22 protein-coding genes are annotated in these 20058 nt (G+C 67.5%); 10 read left to right on the top strand and 12 right to left on the bottom strand.

What is annotated here, in order from left to right; genetic code table 11:
* The first annotated feature begins 19 nt into the window (after positions 1-19).
* Together AC4LGL_RS32045 and AC4LGL_RS32040 are read left to right on the top strand one after the other, a co-directional pair.
* A complete protein-coding gene (locus AC4LGL_RS32045; RefSeq protein ID WP_491842271.1) occupies positions 20-694 on the top strand; it encodes a methyltransferase family protein in 675 nt (224 codons plus the stop codon).
* A gap of 10 nt (positions 695-704) precedes the next feature.
* Positions 705-1379 carry a methyltransferase family protein gene (locus AC4LGL_RS32040; protein WP_491842270.1) on the top strand — a complete coding sequence of 225 codons (675 nt, stop codon included), beginning with the start codon at positions 705-707 and terminating at the stop codon, positions 1377-1379.
* Here AC4LGL_RS32040 and AC4LGL_RS32035 read toward each other — a convergent pair.
* Positions 1367-1936, bottom strand: a complete 570-nt coding sequence (locus tag AC4LGL_RS32035) for a TetR/AcrR family transcriptional regulator (RefSeq protein WP_491842269.1) — start codon at positions 1934-1936, stop codon at positions 1367-1369. The genes AC4LGL_RS32040 and AC4LGL_RS32035 overlap by 13 nt on opposite strands.
* Positions 1937-2051: 115 nt before the next feature.
* Between AC4LGL_RS32035 and AC4LGL_RS32030 the strand changes: the two genes are divergently transcribed.
* A complete protein-coding gene (locus AC4LGL_RS32030) occupies positions 2052-2906 on the top strand; it encodes a lysophospholipid acyltransferase family protein (RefSeq protein ID WP_491842268.1) in 855 nt (284 codons plus the stop codon).
* Between the two features lie 46 nt (positions 2907-2952).
* On the top strand, positions 2953-3597 hold the full coding sequence (locus AC4LGL_RS32025; RefSeq protein ID WP_491842267.1) for a DUF4126 domain-containing protein: 645 nt from the start codon (positions 2953-2955) through the stop codon (positions 3595-3597).
* Positions 3598-3624: 27 nt separating this feature from the next.
* Here AC4LGL_RS32025 and glgC read toward each other — a convergent pair whose 3' ends face one another.
* Positions 3625-4839 (bottom strand): glucose-1-phosphate adenylyltransferase, encoded by a 1215-nt coding sequence (gene glgC / locus AC4LGL_RS32020; protein ID WP_454791424.1) that lies wholly within the window; start codon positions 4837-4839, stop codon positions 3625-3627.
* Between the two features lie 100 nt (positions 4840-4939).
* Here glgC and glgA point away from each other — a divergent pair, with 100 nt between their 5' ends.
* Entirely contained in the window at positions 4940-6103 is a 1164-nt protein-coding gene (gene glgA / locus AC4LGL_RS32015) for a glycogen synthase (protein ID WP_491842266.1), read from the top strand.
* Positions 6104-6123: 20 nt separating this feature from the next.
* Here glgA and AC4LGL_RS32010 read toward each other — a convergent pair whose 3' ends face one another.
* The 3 genes from AC4LGL_RS32010 to AC4LGL_RS32000 all read right to left on the bottom strand — a co-directional run bounded on the left by AC4LGL_RS32010 (position 6124) and on the right by AC4LGL_RS32000 (position 7436).
* Complete coding sequence (locus AC4LGL_RS32010; RefSeq protein WP_003885506.1) at positions 6124-6291, bottom strand: DUF3117 domain-containing protein; 168 nt, start codon at positions 6289-6291, stop codon at positions 6124-6126.
* Positions 6292-6474: 183 nt separating this feature from the next.
* Entirely contained in the window at positions 6475-7062 is a 588-nt protein-coding gene (locus tag AC4LGL_RS32005; RefSeq protein WP_491842265.1) for a DNA-3-methyladenine glycosylase I, read from the bottom strand.
* Positions 7059-7436, bottom strand: a complete 378-nt coding sequence (locus AC4LGL_RS32000; protein WP_491842264.1) for a DivIVA domain-containing protein — start codon at positions 7434-7436, stop codon at positions 7059-7061. The genes AC4LGL_RS32005 and AC4LGL_RS32000 overlap by 4 nt, the downstream gene beginning before the upstream one ends.
* A gap of 121 nt (positions 7437-7557) precedes the next feature.
* Between AC4LGL_RS32000 and AC4LGL_RS31995 the strand changes: the two genes are divergently transcribed.
* The gene (locus tag AC4LGL_RS31995; RefSeq protein ID WP_491842263.1) at positions 7558-8130 is read left to right on the top strand and encodes a PepSY domain-containing protein; all 573 of its coding nucleotides are present in this window, start codon (positions 7558-7560) and stop codon (positions 8128-8130) included.
* A gap of 3 nt (positions 8131-8133) precedes the next feature.
* Here AC4LGL_RS31995 and AC4LGL_RS31990 read toward each other — a convergent pair whose 3' ends face one another.
* The 4 genes from AC4LGL_RS31990 to log form a co-directional block, all read right to left on the bottom strand.
* A complete protein-coding gene (locus AC4LGL_RS31990) occupies positions 8134-9045 on the bottom strand; it encodes a glucosyl-3-phosphoglycerate synthase (protein WP_491842479.1) in 912 nt (303 codons plus the stop codon).
* Between the two features lie 70 nt (positions 9046-9115).
* Complete coding sequence (folP, locus tag AC4LGL_RS31985) at positions 9116-9991, bottom strand: dihydropteroate synthase (protein ID WP_491842262.1); 876 nt, start codon at positions 9989-9991, stop codon at positions 9116-9118.
* Positions 9992-10126: 135 nt separating this feature from the next.
* Entirely contained in the window at positions 10127-11905 is a 1779-nt protein-coding gene (gene fadD6 / locus AC4LGL_RS31980) for a long-chain-acyl-CoA synthetase FadD6 (protein ID WP_491842261.1), read from the bottom strand.
* A gap of 92 nt (positions 11906-11997) precedes the next feature.
* Positions 11998-12558, bottom strand: coding sequence for a cytokinin riboside 5'-monophosphate phosphoribohydrolase (gene log, locus AC4LGL_RS31975; RefSeq protein WP_491842260.1), 561 nt, complete (start codon positions 12556-12558; stop codon positions 11998-12000).
* A 147-nt stretch (positions 12559-12705) separates the two neighbouring features.
* Here log and AC4LGL_RS31970 point away from each other — a divergent pair, with 147 nt between their 5' ends.
* The 4 genes from AC4LGL_RS31970 (at position 12706) to AC4LGL_RS31955 (ending at position 16846) form a co-directional block, all read left to right on the top strand.
* Complete coding sequence (locus AC4LGL_RS31970) at positions 12706-13365, top strand: TetR/AcrR family transcriptional regulator (protein WP_491842478.1); 660 nt, start codon at positions 12706-12708, stop codon at positions 13363-13365.
* Positions 13366-13398: 33 nt separating this feature from the next.
* Positions 13399-13788 (top strand): anti-sigma factor antagonist, encoded by a 390-nt coding sequence (locus tag AC4LGL_RS31965; RefSeq protein WP_491842259.1) that lies wholly within the window; start codon positions 13399-13401, stop codon positions 13786-13788.
* Between the two features lie 10 nt (positions 13789-13798).
* Positions 13799-15871, top strand: coding sequence for an ATP-binding protein (locus AC4LGL_RS31960; RefSeq protein ID WP_491842258.1), 2073 nt, complete (start codon positions 13799-13801; stop codon positions 15869-15871).
* Positions 15872-15946: 75 nt separating this feature from the next.
* The gene (locus tag AC4LGL_RS31955; protein ID WP_491842257.1) at positions 15947-16846 is read left to right on the top strand and encodes a type VII secretion target; all 900 of its coding nucleotides are present in this window, start codon (positions 15947-15949) and stop codon (positions 16844-16846) included.
* Here AC4LGL_RS31955 and AC4LGL_RS31950 read toward each other — a convergent pair.
* The 3 genes from AC4LGL_RS31950 to dapE form a co-directional block, all read right to left on the bottom strand.
* The gene (locus AC4LGL_RS31950; RefSeq protein WP_491842256.1) at positions 16827-18449 is read right to left on the bottom strand and encodes an ABC-F family ATP-binding cassette domain-containing protein; all 1623 of its coding nucleotides are present in this window, start codon (positions 18447-18449) and stop codon (positions 16827-16829) included. The genes AC4LGL_RS31955 and AC4LGL_RS31950 overlap by 20 nt on opposite strands.
* Positions 18450-18620: 171 nt before the next feature.
* The gene (locus AC4LGL_RS31945) at positions 18621-18986 is read right to left on the bottom strand and encodes an Hsp15 family ribosome-associated heat shock protein (protein ID WP_491842255.1); all 366 of its coding nucleotides are present in this window, start codon (positions 18984-18986) and stop codon (positions 18621-18623) included.
* On the bottom strand, positions 18983-20047 hold the full coding sequence (dapE, locus tag AC4LGL_RS31940; RefSeq protein ID WP_491842254.1) for a succinyl-diaminopimelate desuccinylase: 1065 nt from the start codon (positions 20045-20047) through the stop codon (positions 18983-18985). The genes AC4LGL_RS31945 and dapE overlap by 4 nt, the downstream gene beginning before the upstream one ends.
* Positions 20048-20058: the final 11 nt, after the last annotated feature.

The following is a 20058-nucleotide window of genomic DNA, read 5'->3' as shown; positions in this document are numbered from 1 at the left end:
ACCGAAGAGGAGACAGTTGATGAAACTCGCACTTCAGACGATCGCATCGGGTGTGTTCGGCCTGGCACTCTTCGCCGTTGCGCTGTTCTGGCCGGCCGGCACGTTCCACTATTGGCAGGCCTGGGTTTTCGTTGCCGTGTTCATGGCGACCACCATGGTCCCGAGCATCTATCTCGCGGTCAGAGACCCAGCCGCCCTGCAACGACGCCTCCACGGTGGGCCGACCGCGGAAACGCGGATCGTGCAGAAGATCATCATCTGGGCGGTCACGGGCTCGGCCTTCGCGGCGTTCGTCCTCAGTGCGCTCGACCACCGGTTCGGCTGGTCGAGTGTGCCGACCGCGGTGGTCATCCTCGGCAACGCCCTGGTGGCGGTCGGGCTCATCCTCGCCCAGACGGTGGTCTTTCAGAACAGCTTCGCCGGTGCCAGCATCCAAGTGGAGGACGACCAGCCACTCGTCTCGACGGGGCTCTACGGGCTGGTCCGGCACCCGATGTATTTCGGCGCGGTGTTGATGATGTTCGGCACTCCACTGGCCCTGGGTTCGTACTGGGCCCTGCTCGTTTCGATCGCCTCGATACCGATTTTCGGCGCACGGATCGCCGACGAGGAGAAGATGCTGCGCTCCGAGCTCGACGGCTACGACGAGTACATGCAGAAGGTCCCCTACCGGCTGCTGCCCTACGTCTGGTGAGGACTGCGACGTGAAGACCGGTCTACTCACAGCCGTGTCGGCCGTCATCGGGCTGGTCGTATTCGGTGCGCTGGTGTTCGGTCCGGCCGGGACGTTCGGCTACTGGCAGGGATGGGCATTCATCGCGGTGTTCGCGCTGACCACTCTTCTTCCAAGCAGATATCTGGCGGTGCACGATCCGGATGCGCTGCGGCGCCGGATGCGCGCCGGACCGGTCGCCGAGACCAGGCCATTACAGAAGGTCGCCAGCACGTTGGCGTTCACCTTCCTGGCCGCGATGGTCATCGTGAGCGTCCTGGACCACCGGTTCGGCTGGTCGGCCGTCCCCGCCTGGGTGTCGGTGGTGGGCGACGCGTTGGTGGCCGTGGGGCTCGGCGTCGCGATGCTCGTGGTGAGCCAGAACAGCTACGCCGCGGCCAACGTGATCGTGGAGTCGGGCCAGACCGTGGTGACCACCGGCCTGTACGGGCTCGTCCGGCACCCGATGTACGCCGGGAACGTGATCATGATGATCGGCGTCCCGCCGGCTCTCGGCTCGTACTGGGGATTGCTGCTCATGCTCCCGGGTGTCGCGATACTCGCCATGCGCATCGTCGACGAGGAGAAACTCCTACACGCCGAACTCGCCGGCTATGACGACTACACCCGAAAGGTCCGTTACCGGCTGCTGCCCTACGTCTGGTGAGCCACGACGCGAGCGGCGGCTTCGACGGCGGCCGCCCGGCGCGAGGCCAGCACGGCCGGGTCATCGGTGACCGCTTCGCGGCTCGGCAAGTGGGCCCAAGCCAGTCCGATGCCGAACAGCAACGCGATCAGCTCGGTCGACTCCCAGACCGGGTCGACATGTCCGCCGGCCTGCGCGGCTTCGATCGCGGCGACCGCCTGAGCGTGTGGTGACGGACCATCGGTCTGCGGTTCGTCGAGAGTGAACCCCTCCAGTTGGGCCCAACTGATCATGCGGAGATGCTCGGGCCGGTGGTAGGCCAGATCAAAGATGTCGCCGACGAACTCGGGCACGGCCTCCGGCCGCAGCGTGACCGATCGGAAGAACTCGGCTCCGTCGGCGGCGAAAACTTCGCGGAACAAGGTCTCCTTGTCGCCGAAGTGGGCATATAGCCGCTCCTTGCTCGCGTGTGCAGCGCGAGCAATTCGGTCGACGCGCGCGCCGGCCAGCCCGTACTGAGCGAATTCGGCTCGTGCCGCGGCGAGGATCTCCCCGCGCAGTTCCGTCGTACTTCTCACAGCTGAATCATAGCCAGACGAACTAGTTCGTTCGGTACGATCGACGACAGGTCCGAACATGTCGGGGACTCCGACCAGCCGGCACCAGCCCCAGCACGTACCCGAGGAGTCGTCCATGTCCGTCACCAAGATCGACGAGATCATGAATCAACCCAGCCGCGTCCAGACCCTGCGCCGCGCGGTGGAAACCGTCGCCGACGGAATCGACCCGCTGGTCAACCTCTACCGCCCCTACGTCGACGGCCTGGAGAACCTACCCCGCGACGGCCGATTTCTGTTGGTGGGCAACCACACCCAGTTCGGCACCGAGACCCTGATGATCCCGTACGCGGTGCGCCGCGAGATCGGGATGCGGGTGCGACCGCTGACCGACCGCCGATTCGGTGACATGCCCCGCCCGGTCTCCGACGTCATGGCGGCCTGCGGGGCCGTCGTCGGATCCCCCGAGGGCGCCGGCGAGCTGATGGCGCACGACGAGCCCGTCATGGTGTTTCCCGGTGGCGGCCGCGAGATCGGCAAGTTCAAGGGCGAGCAGTACCAGCTGCGCTGGGAGGGCCGAGCTGGATTCGCCCGCGTCGCGATCGAACACGGCTACCCCATCGTCCCGGTCGCGCTCGTCGGCGGCGACGACGTGTACGTGGGCGTCACGACCCGCGACCACTGGCTCGGTCGGCTCAGCCAGACCGTCGGCGAGAAACTGACCGGTCAGCGCGATATGGCCGTACCGCTGGTCCGGGGCATCGGCCCCACCCTGATTCCGCGACCCCAACGCATGTATCTGCGCTTCGAGGAGCCGATCGGCACCACGAAGCCGGCTCGGACATCCGACGCGAAATGGGTCGAGACCGTCAAGCAGCGCACCCAGGAATCGTTGGAGCGGAGTCTGGGCGATCTGCTGGCCCTCCGCGCCGAGGACCCCTACCGCGAACTGAACCCGCTGGCCTGGCGCAACGCGACCCAGAGCGGATAACGGCGAACTGCCGGGACCCGGGCCGAGTTCGCCGCATACTGCAGTAATGGAACTGTTGACCGGCTTTGGCCTGGCCACTGCGGCGGGTCTCAACGCCTACATCCCGTTGCTGGCCCTTGGCCTGCTGTCACGCTTCACCCATCTGGTGTCATTGCCGGCGGGGTGGTCCTGGCTGGAGAACGGCTGGGTGATGGCGATCGTCGCGGTGCTGCTGGTGGTCGAAGTGGTCGCCGACAAGATCCCTGCCCTCGATTCCATCAACGACACCATCCAGACCTTCGTGCGCCCGACCGCGGGCGGCATCGTGTTCGGCTCGGGCACCGCGTCCCAGACCGCCGCGGTCGCCGACCCTGGCGCGTTCGCCCAGTCCGGCCAATGGATTCCGGTGGCGATCGGCGCGGTCACCGCACTCGTGGTGTCGCTGACCAAGTCGACGGTCAGACCGGCCGCCAACGTCGCCACCGCCGGGGTCGCGGCCCCGGTGCTGTCCACCGTCGAGGACGTCACGAGTGTCGGACTGGTCTTCGTGGCGATCCTGCTGCCGATCCTGGTGCTCGTCGCGCTGCTGGCGCTGATCTGGGGTGCCTTCCGGCTGTGGCGGTGGCGCCGACGACGCAGTGAAGCCAAGATCGGCGTCAACGCACGCAGCAGTGCAGCTCCCCGCCCCGCCGCGGTAGATCCCTGGGAGTGAATCCGATTCGGCGTTGCGTCGGACGCGTCAGATCCACACACCCTTGCCGACGGCGACCACGCCGCCCGCGCTGATCGCAAAACGTTCCCGGTCCTTGTCGAGGTCCACGCCCACCATCTCGCCCGGGCCCACCACCACGTTCTTGTCCAGGATCGCGTGGCGCACCACCGCTCCGCGGCCGATTCGCACCCCCGGCATCAGCACGCTGCCCTCCACGATGGCGCCGTCGTCGATCACCACATTGGAGGACAGCACCGAATTGCGTACGGACGCCGCGGAAATGATGCTGCCCGCGCCGACGACCGACTCCTGTGCCGAGCCGCCGTTGACGAACTTGGCCGGTGCCAGCATCTCCATCTCGCCTCGGATCGGCCAGCGCTTGTTGTACAGGTTGAACACCGGGTGTACCGACACCAGGTCCATGTGTGCGTCGTAGAAGGCGTCGAGGGTTCCGACGTCGCGCCAATAGCCGTGGTCGCGTTCGGTGGCCCCGGGTACCTCGTTGTTGTTGAAGTCGTAGACCGCCGCCATCCCGTCGGACACCAGTCGCGGAATGATGTCGCCGCCCATGTCGTGGTCGGAGTGGTCGTCGTCGGCGTCGGCGCGGATCGCGTCGATGAGCACCTTGGTGGTGAAGATGTAGTTGCCCATCGACACGAAGGTCTGCTCGGGATCATCGGGCGTGCCCGGTGGGTCCGCGGGCTTCTCGACGAAATCCTTGATGCGCCCGGAGTCGTCGGCGTCGATGCACCCGAACGCACTGGCCTCCGCGCGGGGCACCCGGATGCCGGCCACCGTCGCCCCGGCCCCGCTGTCGATGTGGAACCGAAGCATCTGCTCGGGGTCCATGCGGTACACGTGGTCGGCGCCGAAGATGATGATGTAGTCGGGATCTTCGTCGTAGATGAGGTTGAGCGACTGGTAGATCGCATCCGCCGAGCCGGTGTACCAACGCGGGCCGAGCCGCTGCTGAGCGGGCACCGGGGTGATGTATTCACCGGCCAGACCCGACAGGCGCCAGTTCTGGCTGATGTGACGGTCGAGTGAATGCGACTTGTATTGCGTCAGAACACAGATCCGTAGGTAGCGGGCGTTGACGAGATTGGACAGCACGAAGTCGATCAGCCGGTAGGCACCGCCGAAGGGAACTGCCGGCTTGGCGCGATCGGCGGTCAACGGGTACAGCCGTTTTCCCTCTCCCCCGGCCAGAACGATGCCCAGCACATGTGGCAACTCCCTCATGGGTCCAAACCTATCCGCCAACCAGCAACGCGGCCAGCCAATGGCAACAGAAGTCTGCGGCGCGTAGCTAGACCCGCCAAGACCTACTACCGTCTCGGATATGCGGGTGGCCATGATGACTCGGGAATATCCACCCGAGGTGTACGGCGGTGCCGGTGTGCATGTGACCGAACTCGTCGCACAGTTGCGTCAGCTTTGCGACGTCGACGTGCACTGCATGGGCGCCCCGCGCGACAGCGCCTTCGTGGCGCAGCCCGATCCCGCGCTGCGCGGTGCCAACCCGGCCCTGTCGACCCTGTCCGCGGATCTCAACATGGTCAACTCGGCGGCCGCCGCCACGGTGGTGCACTCGCACACCTGGTACGCCGGAATGGCCGGGCACCTGACCGGCCTGCTCTACGGCATCCCCCATGTACTGACCGCCCACTCCCTCGAGCCGCTGCGCCCGTGGAAGGCCGAGCAACTCGGCGGCGGCTACCGGGTGTCCTCCTGGGTGGAGCGCACCGCGATCGAGGCCGCCGACGCGGTGATCGCGGTGAGTTCCGGCATGCGCCACGACGTGCTGCGCACCTATCCGGCACTCGACCCCGGCCGGGTCCACGTGGTGCGCAACGGGATCGACACCGACGTCTGGTACCCGACTCCGCCTGCCGACACCGACTCGGTGCTCGCCGAGCTCGGGGTCGACCTGAGCCGACCCATCGTGGCTTTCGTCGGGCGCATCACCCGTCAGAAGGGGGTGGCCCACCTGGTGGCCGCGGCCCATCGGTTCAGCCCCGAGGTGCAGCTGGTGCTGTGTGCCGGCGCCCCGGACACCCCCGAGATCGCCGCCGAGGTGTCCTCGGCGGTGGCCGAGCTGGCCCGGGCCCGCACCGGCGTGTTCTGGGTACGCGAAATGCTGCCGATCAACAAGATTCGCGAAATACTCTCCGCTGCAACAGTTTTCGTATGCCCTTCGGTGTATGAGCCGTTGGGTATCGTGAACCTGGAAGCGATGGCCTGTTCGACGCCGGTGGTCGCGTCCGACGTCGGAGGCATCCCCGAGGTGGTCGCCGACCGGCAGACCGGGCTGCTCGTGCATTACGACGCCAACGATCCGCGCTTCTTCGAGATGCGTCTGGCCGATGCGGTCAACTCACTCGTGGCGGAGCCGGAAACCGCCCGAAAGTACGGCGAGGCCGGACGCCAGCGCTGCATCGCCGAGTTCTCCTGGGCGCACATCGCTGAACAGACCCTGGAGATATACCGCAAGGTGTCCGCCTGAGCGGACACCTTGCGAGCCGATCAGCTGGTGACGGCCTTGAGTTCGTCGCCCAGCGCAGCTGCCTCGTCGGGAGTCAGTTCGACAACGAGGCGCCCACCGCCTTCCAGCGGTACTCGCATAACGATTCCTCGCCCCTCTTTGGTTGCTTCCAGTGGACCGTCACCGGTCCGGGGCTTCATCGCCGCCATCGAGTGCTCCCTCCAACAGTGCCGACCCGTGTCAGCGGGCCAGGTTGGGGCCGAAGCCGCCCACTCGTTGGCGGCACCCGGCGTTGAACTGCTACTGAACTAGCCCTATTGTTCCTTATCCGCGGCTGTGCTTGTGCAAAGACCCGTCGGATACCGACCGAAGGCATGTTTTACCGGTCACAATTACCGCGCCGGAACCCAGCAGGTCGCGACATGGTCGTCGACCATCCCGGTGGCCTGCATCAACGCATATGCCGTCGTCGGACCGACGAATTTGAAGCCCCGCCGCTTGAGTTCCTTGGCCATCGCGGTCGATTCCGGGGTCACGGCAGGAACTTGTGCCAGGTCAGCGGGCCGCGGCCGGGCCGGCGGCGCGAACGACCACAACAGCTCGCCGAGGTCTACGTCGAGGTCGGTGACCGCCCTGGCGTTGGCGATGGTCGCGAGGACCTTGGCCCGGTTGCGCACGATGCCCGCGTCGGCCATCAACCGCTCCACGTCCTCGTCGGTGTACTTGGCGACGACGTTCGCGTCGAACCCGTCGAACGCGGCCCGGAAATTCTCCCGCTTGCGCAGGATGGTCAACCAGCTCAACCCGCTCTGGAAGGCCTCCAGGCTGATCCGCTCGAACAGCGCACCGGAATCCCGCAGCGGGCGACCCCACTCGGTGTCGTGATAGTCGCGGTAGAGGGTGTCGCCCGTGGCTGAGCTGCTGGCTGAGACCGCCCAGCCGCAGCGGGTCCGGCCGTCGTCGGTGCCGTCCTCGGTCATGGCTCCTCCGAGGTCCGGACCTCGCCTGCGGTGGCCGATACTTCTTCCTCGTCGTCGGCGGCCTCGTCGAAGTCGTCGGGCACACCGTACGCAGCGCGCACCGCTGCCAACTCCCCGCGCACCGCGTCGAGTTCGCGACCCAGCCGATCGAGCACCCAGTCCACTTCGCTGGTCTTGTATCCGCGGACGACCTGGGCGAACTTGATCCCATCCACATCCGCACCCGTCACGCCGGAGGCCGGCAGGACCGTGGCGGTGGTGCCCCGTGGCAGCGGCGGCAGCGTCTCACCGCGGCCGAAGATGACGCTGCCCAGCCCGAACAGCACCGTGGCCACCAGAACCAGCACCACGAGGTACAGCAGTATCAGTGTCACAGGGTCCACTATCCACGACACCACCGACGAGATCCGGCACGACCTCGCCGACCGGTTGACGGGTTATCTGGGTATACGCCGCCAAGAGTCGTCAAGTTCGTCCCGACGAAAGGTGGAACCCATGCTCGGCAACAACACACGGTCGTACACCGTGCGCATCGCCGGAGCCGCGACGGTGATGGCAGCAGTCGTCGCTTGTGGCGGCGGCCAGTCCCCGACCGCTTCGAGCCCGGTAGAACCGCGCGGCACCGGCGCGGCCGCCCCCGCCGACAACACCGCGCTGCTGGCCGCCGCGGACACGGTCCGCGGCACCGTTCCCGGCAGCACCGTGATCTCGGTCGAAAGCGAGCACAACAACACGCAGTGGGAGGTTCAGGTCGTCACACCCGATGGCATCGAGCACGAGGCGGAGGTCTCCGCGGATGGTGCCACCGTCCTGGGCAGCCCGGTCGCCAAACCGGAAGACGCCAATGACGTCGCCAAACACCGGAGCCGTCTCCAGGCGGCCAAGCTCGACCACCGCGCGGCCGTCGACGCGATCACCAAGGCCGTCGACGGACGGATCACCGAGTTGAATCTGGATGACCGCGACGGCGGCACCGTGGTGTGGGAAGCCGACGTCATCGACTCCGCGAACGCTCTCCACGAGGTCAGCGTCGACGCCGCAACAGGTGACGTCGTCGCCCGGAAATGACCGTCAGCGCGGCCGCAGTGTGACCATGGGCGGGCGGTCGGCCAGGGACACCGACGACACCCGCGGGGTGAAGTCGTCACCGTCGGCGTAGAACTGCGTCAGCCCCATCCCCGAATCGGCGATCCCGCACCGCGACAGCAGGGTCGCGATGACCTGCCGGCTCATCGAGGCCAGCTCGGTCAACGGCCGGTTGCGGTGCGCCCGGACGCCGAGGTTCACCTGGGCGATGGCGTCGAGGCCGAGCCGGTCGTAGGTGTCGACCAGCAGGCCGATCTCCACGCCGTAGCCGGGCGCGAACGGCACCGAGGTCAGCAGCTCGCGGGTGCCCGCGTATTCACCGCCCAGCGGCTGCAATACGCAGTTCAGTTCAGGGCGCAGCGAGGCCAGCAGCGGGCGCGCCACCAGCTCGGTGACCCGGCCGCCACCGTTCGCATCCTCGGCCCCGCTGACCTTGAGCGGCCGCCGGTAGAACCCCTTGACCAGGTGCACCCCGTCGGCGGTGAGCAGGGGGCCGAGCAGCTTCGGGACGAACATCGGGTCGGGATCGATCAGGTCGGAGTCGACGAAGGCGATGATGTCGCCTGTCGTCGCGGCCAGCGACCGCCACAGCACCTCGCCCTTGCCCGGTTGCGGCGCGATCTCGGGCAGCGCCACCTCGCGGCTGACCACCCGGGCCCCGGCGGCGACGGCACGGATCTCGGTGTCGTCGGTTGAGCCCGAATCGAGCACGATCAGCTCGTCGACCAGCCCGCCCAGCAGCGGGGTGATGGTCTCGACGACGGACGCAACGGTTTCTTCCTCATTGAGGGCAGGCAGAACCACCGAGACCGTGCGGCCGGCCTTGGCGGCCTCCAGCTCGGCGATGGTCCAGCTCGGCCGGTTCCAGCTGTGGTCGGTCAGCCAGCGGTGGCCCACGACGCCGTCGAGGGTATTGAGATCAGGCGCTGTAGTCATGCGCGATCCGCCTTCGGCTCCTCGCTGAAAGTCATGCCAACCCCCTCACTGTTCGTGCGGGTGCCCGCACTCCCTGGATCGACGCGACCATCTCCAGCACGCGCCGTGTGGGTCCGACCTCGTGTACCCGGAACATCGCGGCTCCATCCGCGGCGGCCAGTGCCGTCGCGGCCAGGGTGCCCTCCAGGCGTTCGGTCAGATCCACACCCAGAGTCTCCCCGACAAAATCCTTGTTGCTCAGCGCCATCAGGACTGGCCATCCGGTCTTAACAAGATCTTTTACGTGACGCAACAAACTAAGACCGTGATGAGTGTTTTTACCGAAATCATGGGTGGGGTCGATCAGGATCCGGTCGCGTGGCACACCCGTTGCTACCGCCCGCTCGGCGGCCGCGGTCACCTCGGCGATGACGTCGTCGACGACGCCGCGTTCGGTGATCCCGTAGTTCACCCGGAACGGCCGGGTGCGCGGCACCGCGCCACCGGTGTGTGAGCACACCAGGCCGGCGCCGAACTCGGCGGCCACCTCGGGCAGACCCGGATCAGCACCCGCCCAGGTGTCGTTGATCAGGTCGGCCCCGGCCGCGCAGGCCTGCTTGGCCACGGCGGCGCGCCAGGTGTCGACGCTGATCAACTGGTCGGGGTAGGTGGTGCGTAGCCATTCGATGAACGGCACGACGCGGGCGATCTCTTCTTCGGCGTCGACCATGCTGCCGGGGCCTGCCTTGACGCCGCCCACGTCGATCACGTCGGCACCCTCGTCGATCGCGCGCTGGGCAGCAGCCTTGGCCGCGTCGTCGGTGAAGGTGGCGCCGCGGTCGTAGAACGAGTCCGGCGTCCGGTTGACGATCGCCATGATCAGCGCACGGTCAGCCGCGACCGGGCGCCCGCAGAACGTCGTCAACACGCCTCCATAGTGCCCGGTGGCTCAACCACCGCAGTATTCGCGCCAGCTTCCGCGCCGTTTTTCTACCTGTTGGTCGTCGCCGGACGCGGTCGACGACCCAGGCGTGGAAATCGGCGCGGAGCTGTACGGCCCCGCCTACTTCGGCCGCTTACCCGCCGTCACTTCGTCGGGGTATTCCGGGTAGAAGGGCACGTAGCCCTCGTCGCGACCGGCCAGCACGTACAGCGGATCCTTGACGTCGTCGCCGTAGCCCTGCTTGCGCAGGTCGACCTTCTGACTCTTGAACGTCGAGGTGTGCGCCAGTTCGGTGACGACGCGGACGAACAGCGGCACGGCGTAGGCCGGCAGGTGCTCGTAGAACGCGTCGGCCAGCTCCTTGCCGGCGAACTCCTTGCCGCCCTTGAGCTGCACGGCGGCCATCCCGGCGCGACCGCCGGCGCCGGGCACCTCGACGCCGAACACGGTGCACTCCTCGATCAGCGGATGGCTGGCAACAGCCGCCTCCACCTCGGTGGTGGCCACGTTCTCGCCCTTCCACCGGAACGTGTCGCCGAGCCGGTCGGCGAACGCGGCGTGACCCAGCCCCTGAGAGCGCATCAGGTCGCCGGTGTTGAACCAGACGTCGCCTTCCTTGAAGGCGTTGCGCACCAGCTTCTTCTCGCTGGCAGCCTTGTCGGTGTAGCCGTCGAACGGCTGCAATGCGTTGATCTTGGACAGCATCAGGCCGGGCTCGCCGCGCTTGACCTTGCGCAGCCGGCCGTCGGCGCCGCGGGCCGGTTCGCCACTGTCGGCGTCATATTCGACGAAGGCGACGGGGCTCGGGCAGATGCCGGTGGACTTCGAGACGTTGAAGACGTTGACGAAGGCGGTGTTGCCCTCGCTGGCGGCATAGAACTCGCAGACGCGCGGGATGCCGAAGCGCTGGGTGAACTCGTCCCAGATGGCCGGGCGCAGCCCGTTTCCGACGATCACGCGGACCTTGTGTGCGCGGTCGGTCGGCTTGGGCGGCTGGTTGAGCAGATAGCCGCAGATCTCGCCGATGTAGACGAAGGCGGTCGCGTCGTAGGCGATGACCTCGTCCCAGAACCGGGACGCCGAGAACGACTTGCCCAGGGCCAGGGCGGCACCCGAGTTCAGTGCCGAACCGACCGAGACGGTCAGTGCGTTGTTGTGATAGAGCGGCAGGCAGCAGTACAGGGTGTCGTCGCTGTGCAGCCGCAGCCCGAGGCCACCGAATCCGGCCAGGGCGCGCAGCCAGCGGTAGTGCGTCATGACGCTGGCCTTGGGCATGCCGGTGGTGCCCGAGGTGAAGATGTAGAACGCCTTGTCCTTGGCCAGGACGGCGGACGCGCTGGCCGGGTTGGTGGTCGGCGCGGTGGCCGCCAGCCTGCGCAGCTCCTCGACCGTGATGAGGCCGTTGACCTCGGCCCCGCAGTCGGTGACGTGCTCGATCAGATCGGACTCGGCCACCACGGCGGTGGCGTCGAGCAGCCCGAAGCTGTGGGCCAGCACCTTGCCCCGCTGGTGGTAGTTGAGCATGCCTGCGACTGCGCCGCACTTGACGATCGCCAGCATCAGCAGCACGGCATCGGGCGAGTTGCGCAGCATCACGCCGACGACGTCGCCGTGGCCGACGCCCTTGGCCGCGAGGACGGCCGCATACCGGTTGACGGTCTCGTTGGCTTCGCGGTAGGTGATGCGCTCGTCGCCGAACTTGAGGAAATCCCGGTCGGCGTACTGGGCGGCCCGCTCCTGGAACACCTTGCCGATCGAGGTCTTGGCGGTCGGCCGGGCCATCATCCCGGTGAGCACGCCCCGTGCGATGACCGGCGCATCCATCAGCAGACCGGGTACCTGGCTGGCGAGGTCGAGTAGGCCGACGCTGCTCCTGGTGCCCGATTTCTGGTCGGTCATGCGGTCTCCCCCTGCGCGTTGTTATGGGTCTCGAAGTGGCTCTCGTGTGGCCAACACCATAGCCGCGCTGGTAACCGCCGTTACCGCCGGTTCTAGGTAACCGACTCGCACGCCTCGAGCGCGGCGGAGACCTCGTCGACGACGATCAACCGCTCGAGCGCTGCATCACTCACGTAACCCGAGGCGACGAGCCCGCGCAGCCACTTCAACAAGCCGTCGTAGTGACCGAACGGGTCGAGCAGCACCACCGGCTTCTCGTGCATCCCGAGATAGCCCGCCGTCCAGGCCTCGAAGAACTCCTCCAGCGTGCCGATGCCACCGGGCAGCGCGATGAACGCGTCGGAGCGGTCCTCCATCTCCTTCTTGCGTTCCCGCATGGTGTCGGTGACCACCAGTTCAGCGGCGTCCACGTCAGCGAGCTCGCGGTGAACGAGCGCCTTGGGAATCACGCCGACCGTGCGACCGTTGCTCGATCGCGCCGCCCGGGCAACCGCCCCCATCGCCGACACGTTGCCGCCCCCGGAGACCAGCGTCCATCCGCGCTTGGCGATCGCCACCCCGACCTCACTGGCCAGGGCCAGCAGCTCGGGATGGGTGGGACCCGAGGCGCAATAGACACACACCGCAAACTCGCGGTCAGTTTCACCGGACACGCACACAACCTAGAGGGTGGTGGTGAACCGTCGATGTCGGGTGGGCGATGTCCGTCGGGTGATGGACTCGACCCCGGCTCACAGGGAGACTGGGCTGAACGCGGAGGGACGAACCTGGTGACTGACGATGTCGATCAACCGGCAAGGTTGAATCGCGAGTTCATCTTGGACACCGCGATCGATCTGATCGACCGCGGAGGTCTGACGAAATTGACCATGCGACGGCTGGGCACGGCCTGCGGCGTCGAAGCCATGGCGTTGTACCGCTATGTGCACAGCCGGGGCGACCTGCTGACCGGTGTGGTCAACCACATCGTGGACCGCCTCTACGCCGATCAGCTCGCCGCGCGGCGACAGGAGGACGGCTGGCAGGACTTCCTGCTGCGGCTGGGGCACGGGGTACGCCAGATCGCTCTTGACCATCCCGAGGTGTTCCCTCTGGTGGCGACCGAGGCGCCGGAGGCTCCGTGGGTGCGGCCGCCGCTACGCAGCCTGCGCTGGATGGAGACCTTTCTGGAGACGCTGATCTCCTACGGGTTCGACGATGACGCCGCCGTGGCCGCCTACCGGACGTACACCACGTTCCTGGTCGGCCAGTTGCTGCTGGAGGTGTCTGCACGCGGTGTCGCGCTCAGCGCGGACGAGGCGGCTCTCGACGACGAGCCGCGGCCCGATACCTCGCTGGCCGACTATCCGAACCTGCGGCGGCTGCAACCGATGCTGGCCGAGGACCACAGCACCGACGAGTTCGAAGAAGCGCTGGAAGCCCTCCTCGATCGCATCGAAACCTGGCTCGACGGCCGCTGAGCAGGCTCGTTTACAACGTAAACCAAGATCGGTATGCTCGGTTCCATCGTGGAATCGAACCCGCAGGATCACGAGCTGCACTGGATGGCTCACCCCGTACCCGAAGGCCTCGTCGTTCAGGTCTTCGGACAGGTCGATGCCCACAACGAGTCCACGTGGGAACGCATGCTCGGCGAGTCGGCGGCCGCCGCTCCCGAGGGTTCGATCCTCGTCGTCGACGGCGGATCCCTGGATTTCATGAGCTGCGGGGCGCTGGTCGCCCTGGCCAAACAGGCCGTCGACAGCCGGCAGCAGGGGGTCACGGTCCGACTCGTCATCACGATGCCGAGCATCCGACGGGTCATCGCAGAGTGCGGTATGGACGACGCGATCTCGGCGCACCCGGATGTCGAATCAGCGTTGAACGGCGGCAGCCCACCATAGGATTCGGTGGATGGCTGTCGACTGGGTGATCGCACCGCGTGACCGTGTGCTCGACGGCCTGGAAGCCGGCCTGCACGAACGCTGCGGCGCGGCGTTACTCGGCCCCGCCGGGGTGGGCAAGTCGTCGGTGGCCCGCACCGCAGCCGAACATCTCACGGCGGATTTCCGTCGCGTCCTGTGGATCACCGGCACGGAATCGGCTGCGGCAGTTCCCTTTGCAGCGGTCGCGCACCTGATCGACATCCCCTCGACAGGCAAGACCGCCGAGGTGATGCGCGCGGCGCGGGAGGCGCTCGGGTCCGAGTTGCTGGTGGTCGTCGACGACGCGCATCTGCTGGACCGGTTGTCGGCGGCGCTCGTCTACCAACTCGCCGTGACCGGTGCGGCCAAACTCATCGTGACCGCGTCTGCGGGGGCGCCCGACGACGTCGCGGCGTTGTGGGGTGACCGGCTGGTGAACCGCGTCGAGATGTCGCCGCCGGGCCACGATGATGCCCGGCTGGCCGACCAGGTGGACACGTTTCTCGCCGACCTGCCCGACGACGTGGCCGGGGTCTTGCGACAGCTGGCGGTGCACGATCCGCTGCCACTTGCCGATCTGACGGCACTGACCAGCACCGGTGCCGTGCAGGCGGCACAGGACGGTGGCGTGGTTCGCGTCGTCGACGAGATGGTGCACTGTGTGCATCCGCTGTTCCTGAGTGCCATGCGCGCCACTGTCGGCGGGCCCGACCTGCGGCGGTTGCGCAACGCGGTGGTCGAGAGATTGTCCGCGGCGCCACGGCCCGGTGTCGTCGACCGGCTGCGGGTGGCGGTACTGGCCCTCGACAGCGATGTGCCTCTTCCCGCCGGGGAACTCGTCGGCGCGGCCGGTGAGGCGCTGCGGTTGGGCGACCTGGAGCTGAGCGAACGGCTGGCACGGGCCGCGACTGCGGGCGGGGGCGAATTCACGGGTCTGCTGACCCTGGCGTACGCGTTGGCCTGGCAGGGCCGCGGCCGTGAGGCCGATGCCGTGTTGGGACAGATCGACCCGGCCGGCCTGTCCGAGGATCAACTGATGGCGTGGGCGCTGCCGCAGGCGGCCAATCAGTTCTGGATGTTGTCCGAACCCGAACGCGCCACCGCGTTCCTGAAGGCCACCCGCCGACGGGTGTCGACACCGAGGGCACAGACCACGCTCGACGCGCTCGCAGCCACCTTTGCGATGAATGCCGGTGCGCCACAACGGGCTTTGGGGCTGGCCCTGGAGGTGCTGGCCTCCCCTGCCGCTGATGACACCGCGGTCGGCTGGGCGGGGTCGACGGCGGCGCTCAGTTGCGCGCGCCTGGGCGCCTTCGACCGGGTGGACGCGATGGCCGAGCGCGCATTGACGGCAGGGCATCCGGGCCTCTTGCGGTTCACCAGCGGGTTCGGTCAGACCACGGCGCTACTGATGACCGGCCGGCTGGACCGCGCCGAGGAACTGGCTCAGACGATCACCGATTTCACCCAGCTGCTGCAGCCCGGTCGCGCGGTGGGCGAGGTGCTGATGGCCGACGTGTTGCTGGTGCGCGGTCAGCTCGATGAGGCGATTGCCTTGTTACGCAAGGCGACTGCCGCGTTGGCACCGACCGGGTATTCCTGGGGTCCGCTGGCGTGGATGCTGTTGGCCCAGACCCTCGGACAACGGGGCATGCCGGTCGAAGCCGGGAAAGCATTGTCGCGCGCAGAGTCTCGGCACGGGCTCAAGTCGATGCTGTTCGCGCCGGAATTGTCCCTGGCCCGCGCCTGGACGTGCTTTGCCCGCAAGGATTCGGTGGGTGCGGTGACCGCGGCGCGCGAGGCAGCCCGGGCCGCTGAGCGCGGCGAACAATCCTCGGTGATGCTGCGCGCGTTGCACGACGGCGTGCGACTCGGCGATACGCGCGCGGTCGACGCGCTGGCCCGGGTGGATCTGGATTGCCTGTTCGGGCAGCTGACGTCGGACCATGCGCGGGCGCTTGCCGCTGGAGATGGCGCGGCGCTACGGGATGTCTCGGCGCGATACCGCGACATCGGGATGCTCGCCGCTGCCGGGGACGCCGAACGCCAGGCATCGGCTTGAGCAATTCTTCGTCTGACGCCCACCCGGACCGACCGTAGAATGCCCACTTAGACCACACGATCTCGAGGGGGCTCGATGAACCAGTTCGTCGCCGACACGGCCGCCATCAGCAACTTGGGCGGGATCGTCGGCAATGTCAGTGAAGACATGAACAACTTCAAGAATGCGTTCTCGGGGCCGTCTGACCTCGCAACCAGCCTCGGCCCCATCGCCTCCCAGGCTCTGACCGCTCACGGTGGCGCGATGTCATCCCGGGACGGCGCCCTCGGTGCCACCCAGGTCGCTGCCGGCAGGATGTCCGATTTGCTCGGCCAGGCGTCGCAGGCCTACGCACGGGGCGATCAGGCCGCCGCCGAGCGACTCAAGGCACAGGCCGATGCGCTCAGCGGCAACTCCTCGGCGGCCGCGGGCGGCGGGGCAACCGGGGCGGGCGGTGGCGGCGCCGACGGCGCGGGCCAGATGATGGGCCAATTCAGCCAGATGGCCGGACAGATGATGCAGTCGGTCACCCAGCCGCTGCAGGGCCTGACCCAGGCCGTGACGCAGGTACCGCAGCAGGTCATGCAGGGAGTGCAGAGCATCGTCGAGGGCGCTACGCAGGCAGCCGGAGGCGGCGGCGATGCGGCGGCCACGGCCGCCGATGTCGGCGGTACCGGAGCGGAGGACGCCATCAAGGCCAACGCCGCCGGCCATCAGGGCCCCGGGGACGGCCAGGGCGACGGCTCCGACGGCGGACCGGCGGATCCGCAGGACGGCAAGCACGACGGCAAGAATGACGGCAAAGACCGAGAAGACACGGCCGAGCACCGCAAACACGACGGTGAAGCCGGCCATCGGGCCGAGGCCGGCGCCAGCGCCCTCGGGTACAACGAGCAGCTGGGCGACCGCGCCTCGGCGGGTGTGCGGCCTGAGGACGGCTATGGCGTCAGCACGCTACCGGCCCAGGCCCACAACATCAGCCAGCGCCGGCAGTAGCGCTCAGCTCGCCGCCGTCCAGCCGCAGCCAGCGGTCGATGCCGATGGCCTCCAGAAACCGTTCGTCGTGGCTGACCACCACGAAAGCCCCCTCGTAGGCGTTCAGCGCCGATTCCAGCTGACCGACGCTGACCAGGTCCAGATTGTTGGTCGGCTCGTCCAGCAGCAGTAGTTGGGGTGCGGGCTCGGCATAGAGCACGCAGGCCAGCGTCGCCCGCAGCCGCTCCCCGCCCGACAATGCCGCCACCGGCAGGTGGATGCGGTCACCGCGAAACAGGAACTGCGCCAACAGATGCATGCGCCGAGTGTGCGAGAGACTCGGCGCAGCAGCCGCCAGACTCTCGGCCACTGTGCGGACCTCGGCCAGCAGGTCCAGGCGTTGCGATAGCGAGGCGATGCGCCCTTCGGCCCGTTGCACCGTCCCCGAGTCGGGTTCCAGCGCGCCGTCGATGACCCGGAGCAGGGTCGACTTGCCCGCGCCGTTGGGACCGGTCAGGGCGATGCGCTCCGGGCCGCGGATCGACAAACCAATACCGCTGCCGCCGAACAGTTTCTGCCCGCCACGGCTGATCTGCAGATCCTCCCCGGCGAAGACCGTACGCCCGGCAGGCACCACGGTGTCAGGCAGATCCAGCGCGATCACCTTGTCATCCCGCAGCATTCGTTCCGCTTCGTCGAGTCGGGTCCGCGCGTCGTCGACCCGCTTGGCGTGTACATCGTCGGCGCGGGCCGCCGATTCCTGCGCATCGCGCTTGAGCTTGCCCGCCACGATCTTCGGCAACCCGGCGTCCTTGACGTTGCGTGCCGCGTTCGAGGAGCGTCGGGCAGCGCGCTCGCGCGCCTCCTGCATCTGCCGCTTCTCACGCTTGAGCTGTTGTTCGGCATTGCGGATGTTGCCCTCGGCCACCGACTGCGCCGCCTCTACCGTTTCCTGATAGGCGGTGAAATTGCCTCCGTAGAAGATGATTTCACCGCGGTACAGCTCGGCGATCTGATCCATCCGGTCCAGCAACACCCGGTCATGACTGACCACCAACAGACAGCCGGTGTAGCTGTCGAGCGCGTCGTAGAGGCGATGCCGGGCCGCACTGTCCAGATTGTTCGTCGGCTCGTCGAGCAGCAGAACACCCGGCCGCTTCAACAGTTGAGCCGCCAGTCCCAGCGACACCACTTCCCCGCCGGACAGCGTGCCCAACTCGCGGTCCAACGCCAAGCCGCCCAGGCCGAGCCGGTCCAACTGGGCCCGCGAGCGTTCCTCGATGTCCCAGTCATCGCCGATGGTCGTGAACACCTCGTCACTGGCGTCACCGGCGGCCAAGGCGGCCAGTGCGTCGAGCACCGGGGCGATCCCCAGCACCGCAGCCACGGTGAGATCAGCAGTGAACGGCAAGCTTTGGGGCAGGTAGCCGACGGCGCCGTCAGACGTCACCGAGCCCGCCGAGGGCAGGTACTCGCCGGCGATCAGCTTGAGCAGCGTGCTCTTTCCGGCACCGTTGGGTGCGACCAGTCCGGTGCGGCCGGGGCCGACGGAAAACGACAGGTCCGAGAACAGCTCGATGTCATCGGGCCAGGAGAACGACAAATGGGAACAGACGATAGACATGCTGGTACTCCAAGGTGATGCGGGCAGAAAGGCACCGCACAGAGGGACAGGAAGACGAATCGACTCTCGGGATCACCCGGAGATATCGTCAGTTCCCAGCATGTTTTCGGCCCACCTCGGTTGACAGCAGATGCGTTACCCATAGTACGCACGCGTGCAACCGATTTAACTTCAAAAGGTTCCGCGCAGCCGATCCAGTTGGCGCCGTTCACGTTTCGTCGGGCGACCGGCACCCCGATCGCGGACCGGCACGGCCGGCACGATCTCCTTGGGCGGCGGTGGCGGGCTGCGGTCGATCAGGCACTCAGCTGCGATGGCGGGACCGACCCGCTTGGCGATCGGGCGGATGACCTCCACGATCCGCTCTCGTCCGTCCAACCGGACCCGCACCTCGTCGCCCGGACTGACGTGCTGCGCCGGTTTGGCCGGCACGTTGTTGACCCGCACATGACCGCCGCGACAGGCGGCCGCCGCCGCGGACCGGGTCTTGGTGATACGCACCGCCCAGATCCAGCTGTCGACACGAACCGTGCTCACGACAGATAGCGCCTCAGCATGTCGGTGACCGCGGTGATCTGGGCGACCTCGACGCGTTCGTCGACCTTGTGCGCCAGATTGGGATCGCCCGGCCCGTAGTTCACGGCCGGGATCCCCAGCGCGGCGAACCGCGACACATCGGTCCAGCCGTACTTGGCGCGCACGGCTCCCCCAGCCGCGGCCACCAGCGCAGCAGCAGCCGGCTTGGCCAGGCCAGGCAGTGCACCCGCGGCGGCGTCGGTCAATTCGATGTCGACGTCGAGGCCGTCGAGCACCTCATGGACGTGGGCGACGGCCTGATCGACACTGCGGTCGGGGGCGAAACGGAAGTTGACGGTCACCGAGGCGGCGTCCGGGATCACGTTGCCGGCGATGCCGCCGTCGATCCGGACCGCGGACAGCCCTTCGCGGTACACGCAACCATCGATGTCGACGCTGCGGGGCTGATAGGCGGTGAGCCGGTCGAGCACCCCGCCGAGTTTGTGAATCGCGTTGTCCCCCAGCCAGGAACGCGCGGAATGTGCGCGGGTGCCGGTCGCCCCGACGACGACGCGGATCGTGCCCTGACAACCAGCCTCGATGTAACCGCCGGACGGTTCGCCGAGGATCGCGACGTCGGCCTGTAGCCAGTCCGGCAGCTCGCGTTCGATACGGCCCAGCCCGTTGGCGCTGGACTCGATCTCTTCGCAGTCGTACATCACCAGGGTGATGTCGTGGCTGGGCTCGGTGATCGTGGCGGCCAGGTGCAGGAACACCGCGTCACCCGACTTCATGTCCGAGGTACCGCAGCCCCACATCTCCCCGTTCTTGATGTGGCTCGGCAGGTTGTCGGCCACGGGCACGGTGTCGATGTGCCCGGCCAGCATCACCCGTGACGGACGGCCCAGGTTGGTGCGGGCCAGCACCGCGTCACCGTTGCGGATCACCTCGAACCACGGCGCCTGCGTTCGCAGCGCGGCCTCGATCTCATCGGCGATGAGTCGTTCATGGCGCGATTCGCTGGGGATGTCCACAAGTGCAGCAGTCAGCGCGATCGGATCGGCACGCAGGTCTAGCCCCATGGCCGTCCACG

Source organism: Mycolicibacterium arcueilense, assembly GCF_058536225.1.
The sequence above is the reverse complement of the archived record's forward strand: the minus strand, read 5'-3'. Positions and strand labels throughout refer to the sequence as shown.